The 5153-nt window shown below is 46.6% G+C and carries 3 protein-coding genes; all 3 read right to left on the bottom strand.

From position 1 onward, the window contains the following. Positions 1-290 precede the first annotated feature (290 nt). Entirely contained in the window at positions 291-1322 is a 1032-nt protein-coding gene (locus OXH39_22580; GenBank protein MCY3553257.1) for a peptidyl-prolyl cis-trans isomerase, read from the bottom strand. A 142-nt stretch (positions 1323-1464) separates the two neighbouring features. Beyond that, complete coding sequence (locus OXH39_22575) at positions 1465-2442, bottom strand: peptidyl-prolyl cis-trans isomerase (protein ID MCY3553256.1); 978 nt, start codon at positions 2440-2442, stop codon at positions 1465-1467. Positions 2443-2587: 145 nt separating this feature from the next. After that, positions 2588-5153, bottom strand: a 2566-nt coding sequence (gene mfd / locus OXH39_22570; GenBank protein MCY3553255.1) for a transcription-repair coupling factor, incomplete at its 5' end; no start/stop codon positions are given.

Genomic DNA, 5153 nt, shown 5'->3' with positions numbered 1-5153 from the left:
CCGCCGACTATGCGCATGCAATGCGTGCCGCCCGGAAATGCGTTGACTTCGTGAGTCATTGACATAGGCAACGATTTTGTCGAAAGTACGAGCCGTCGCGTTTATAAGTCCACTGGTAAGGAGTAGCAGACAGATGGTTAGATAGGCACCTACATGGCGAATCATGTCCATACCTCCTATTTAGGCAATAAGGGTTCTTGGTTAATGGTTATTAGTTAAGAGTCTTTCCTGATAAGGGCACCTCTTAACCAACAACCAACAACTATAAACTAACAACCATTCGCTAATCGCTATTCTTCAGGTTGCGCTTCAGCAGGGGCTTCCTCTGCTTCGGATTCATCTTCAACCGGTTCATCCTCAGCGGGTGCCTCTGGAATGCGATCGGTGTAAGTTTTAACTTCAGCGCGCTCACGGAGTTGGAGAATCCATTCATCCATAAGTGCCTGCCGCTTTTCGCGTTCGACCTTCCGCTCTACATTTCTACTAACGTCCTCTTCTTCAAAAGGCTTCTGATACGCGTCACGCGCCTCATCTTTACGGAAGATCATATAATATTTCTGCCCTTGGACATCAACTTCGATAACGCCATCATGCAGTGTTCCGATTTCTGCGGCGAAAGCTGCATCTAAGAAAGGCTCCGTTCCAGCGGGGAAAGATTCCCGACTAATATAGTCAGTATCACCCGGATTCGCTGGATTCGCACCAGGGCCGACGAGTTCCCCCTTGTCCGAAAGTTCCTGAGCAAGTTCGGCGATGTCTTTGCCCTCTTGGATTTGGGCGTAAGTTTCATCTGCCCGTACTTTATCAGTCATAGTGATACACATAAGCCTGACCTGTGCCGGACGGACATAGTCCTCTTTATGCGCCTCATAGTAGTCGTGATAGTCTTGCTCAGTCAAAGTAAGTTTATCGTCAACTTCCTGAGTGGTAATTCGCTTAACCATTAACTCGTGAAGATAATCTTGGACTTTCTTGAGAATTTCGGGGTCTTCATTGAGTTTTTGATCGCGAGCGAGGTTGAGAATCAAGCGACTTTCCGCCATGAGGAGCATATAGGTTTCGAGTCCCTCTTTGTCCTGATATTGGCGTTGTTTGTACTCAGGGAGCTCACTAATCTCCTGCTGCATCTCTTCCAGGGTGATTCGCTGTTTACCGTTCCATTCAAATTCCGCGATGACAGTACCATCTGCGCCGATTGCTTTGTCACTACAACTATAAAAAACCGGGTGTATAGCAATCACCGCAATTAAAAATAGAGGGATAACCGGAAGTCGTACCTGGCTATCCATTTTGCCGATAAAGGGGATAATTCTTGTGAGCATTATTTTTTCTAACTCCTTTTTATCAGTTATCAGTTGTCAGTTGTCAGTTAAGCGTATGGCGGCTATAAACGTTCGTAACGGCCACAACGTTATCTGGACTGATGCCTAAAAGCGGTCCAACCCTATGCTGACAACTATTAATCTACTCGTCTGACTCCTCTGATTCCTCAGTTTCCGTATCCTCAGGTTGCGGCGGCTCTGGGATATTTTCAGGATAAGTTTTCAATTTACCTTTTTCAGAGATCTCGGCGACCCATTCATTGATGCGTGCGCGTTTCTTTTCACGCTCAACCGTTCGTTTGATGTCATCTTTCACTTCCTCGAATTCCTGCTGCCGTTCTGGCTGGTGTTCCTCTTTACGGAAAATGAGGTAAAAGACCGTATCGTTAACTTCGGTTTCAAAGACGGCATCCGTCAATTCGCCAACTTCCATCTCGAAAACAGCGTCAATGAATTCTGACCAACGCGCGGAAGCACCTTTCGAGAAGAGATAGGTATTCCCCGGATCATCCTGATTCGTGCCGGGTCCAGCACCAAGTTTGCCAGCTTCAGAAAGTTCCATCGCCATCTCAACGATGTCTTTTCCGGCTTTAATGGCATCGATCGTCTCATAAGCAAAGTCTTCGTCATCAAGCGTGATACAGATTGCGCGGACTTTTGCTTCCTCAACGTACTCGCTGAGATTTGCCTGATAATGTGCCATGAGATCCTCGTCGGTATGGACGATTTTGGCATCGACTTCAGCCTCGGTTAATTTTTCAACCATGAGCTGATGTGTATAATCCTCAAGTTTTTTAAGGTGTTCAGGAAGTGCATCAAATCCATCATCCGTAGCACGAAGGATTTTGAGCCGTTCCTCTATTAATTCCTCAAGATACTCGGCTTTATCCGCTGTGTTGTCATAGTTCTGCTGCCGGTAAACCGGCAATTCTAAAATCGCGGCGTTTAAATCTGCCAGCGAGATCTGATAAGCTGTGTCGTTCCATTTGTACTCTGCCAAAATCACTTGGTTTTCGTCGACAGCAGGCATAGACTTCTCATGCCCGTCAGACTGAACAAATCGCCACGTGAGTAGACAGGTGACAGCGACAATTACAAAAACAGTAATCGTTTTTTTCATATTTTTAATGTTCCTTGCGGTTCGGTCAGGTCAGTTTAGGAAATACAGTACATTTCCGTATATCCAGCCTGCCCGTTGGTTAGGCTTACGCGCTTTGGATAGTGCGCGCAGCACGTCTATTTTCGTTGGCCTTTCATCTTTACGATTACACAACAAACAACTTCAGGGTTTGCTGCAATTCGGTTAACATATTCGCGCCAGTCACACCTGGCATGCGAATTTTAAGTTGTGCAGGTGGTTGCAACTGAAGGTTCTTATTTTTGTGTACTGTTTCAATGAATTTCTTCACATTAATTCGCGGGTTCTGCTCGTCAAAGGTGATTTTTACTTGTTCCTTTCCGGCAACAATAGCACTAATACCGAGTTGGTTGCTCTGTTGCTTAAGATTCGCAATTTCGAGTAACATCTCGACCGGCTCAGGAATAGGTCCGTACCTATCCTGCAGTTCCTCGCGAAGTTCTTTGAGAACCGTATCGTCTTTCAATCCAGCAATTTTTTTGTAGACAGAAACCTTTTGACGACTGTCAGGGACATAATCATCGGGTAAATAGGCTTCAACTGGCAAACTAATACGTGTATCAAGTGCTTCTTCGACCTTTTCTCCCTTTAGTGCCATTACAGCCTCTTCAAGGAGTTTACAATAAAGTTCATAACCAATGGTAACAATATGTCCGTGTTGTTCGGCCCCGAGGATGTTCCCTGTACCGCGAATTTCAAGATCTCGGAGTGCTATTTTAAAGCCAGAACCGAGGTCGGTGAATTCCTCAATGACCCGAAGTCGTTTCTGTGCACCTTCGGTAATTGCGTGGTGCTGTGGGTAGAACAGATATCCGTAAGCCTGTGTGGTAGCCCTACCCACCCGTCCGCGTAGCTGATAGAGTTGCGCCAAGCCCAGGGCATCTGCTCGATTAATCAAGATCGTATTCACATTAGGTATATCGAGTCCGGACTCAATAATCATTGTACAGACGAGGATATCGTGCTTATGGCGGACAAACTCAAGCATCACGCTCTCCAATTCACGCTCAGGCATCTGTCCATGTGCGACAGCGACTCGTGCCTCAGGGACCAGGTGTTGGACAGTTAAGGCAATACTCTGAATATCTTGAACGCGATTGTGGACAAAGAACACCTGACCGCTGCGACTCAATTCTGCAGTGATTGCTTCACGAATGACTTCGGAGTCGTAAGGCATAACATGCGTCTGAATCGGCAATCGATCTGCGGGAGGTGTATTAATAACACTGAAATCTCGGATACCGACGAGTGACATGTGGAGTGTCCGTGGGATTGGAGTCGCAGTCAACGTAAGCACATCAATCGTCTCTTTAAACTGTTTGATTTTTTCCTTATGTTTAACACCGAATCGGTGCTCCTCATCAACGATAAGGAGTCCGAGATTGTCAAATGTCAGCGTTTTAGAAAGCAAACTATGCGTCCCGATAACAACATCAATAGTGCCTTTCGCCAATCCTTCCTTAATCTTCTTTATCTCCTTTGGTGTCCGAAAACGATTTAGCATCTCAACATGAACTGGAAAATCCTGAAAACGTTTTTCAAAAGTGTCATAATGCTGAAGCGCGAGGATAGTCGTTGGGACGAGAATTGCGACCTGCTTTTCCGACATAACGGCTTTGAAGGCGGCACGGAGGGCCACCTCTGTTTTACCGTATCCGACATCACCACAGACGAGCCGATCCATCGGGCGTTCATTTTCCATATCGGCTTTAACGTCCTCAATAGCTTGGAGTTGATCGTTAGTTTCTTGGTATGGGAAAAGGGCTTCAAACTCGGTTTGCCAAGGGACTTCAGCCGGAAAACTATACCCCTTCTGGGCTTGTCGGAGCGCGTATAAGTTCAGGAGTTCATCTGCCATCTCCTGTATGGAGGCTCTGACGCGCTCCTTTCGACGGCGCCAAGCGGGACCACCGAGACGGTCGAGACGCGGTTTATAGGTCTCATCCTTACTACCGATGTATTTTTGCACGAGATCGACCTGATAAGTAGGCACATAGAGCGTGTTATCGTCACTGTATTTGAGCACCAGAAAATCTTGAAGCTTGCCATCAATATCCAATCGACGTATACCATCATAGACGGCAATACCGTGGGAGACGTGAACAACATAGTCCCCAACTTTGAGATCGATAAGACTGAGAATAGGAGTCCCATCTGTAGGTGGACGGCGGCGGATTGGACGATGGTGCCGGTTTCCGAAGAGTTCATCTTCGGAGATAACAACAAGGTTTAGTGATTCGTTGAAGAAACCCTGACTGATCGCACCAACGCTGATATCTATATCAGGGGGTGACAAGTCGCGTTCGGCTAAGATTTCCGACACCCGCTTGGATTGCTGTGGGGTTTCGCAGAAGAGATGAACTTGTTTTCCTTGCTGCGCCCAGGTTTTAATCTGATTGATAACTGTTTGATAGTTCCCTGATGGTAAAGCGAGTGCTTCCATTCCAAAAGGCATCGGTGCCAATTTGTTGTTTGAAATTTCACGTGGCGGTGCTAAAGACGAAGAGACGACGGGATACTGCTCTATCTGTGTAGTGAGGGTTTCAAAGGGAACTAAGAGTTTATCCGGTGGCACAACAAAATGAGATTCATGGAGTTTTTGTTGATAGATTTCCCACATCCGTTCGTGCAGACGCGATGCTTCTCGCTTCTGCCATTGCGGCTCAATCAGACAGACAATTGTATCGTCGGAG

This window comes from Candidatus Poribacteria bacterium (genome assembly GCA_026702755.1).
GTDB lineage: Bacteria > Poribacteria > WGA-4E > WGA-4E > WGA-3G > WGA-3G.
The sequence above is the reverse complement of the archived record's forward strand: the minus strand, read 5'-3'. Positions and strand labels throughout refer to the sequence as shown.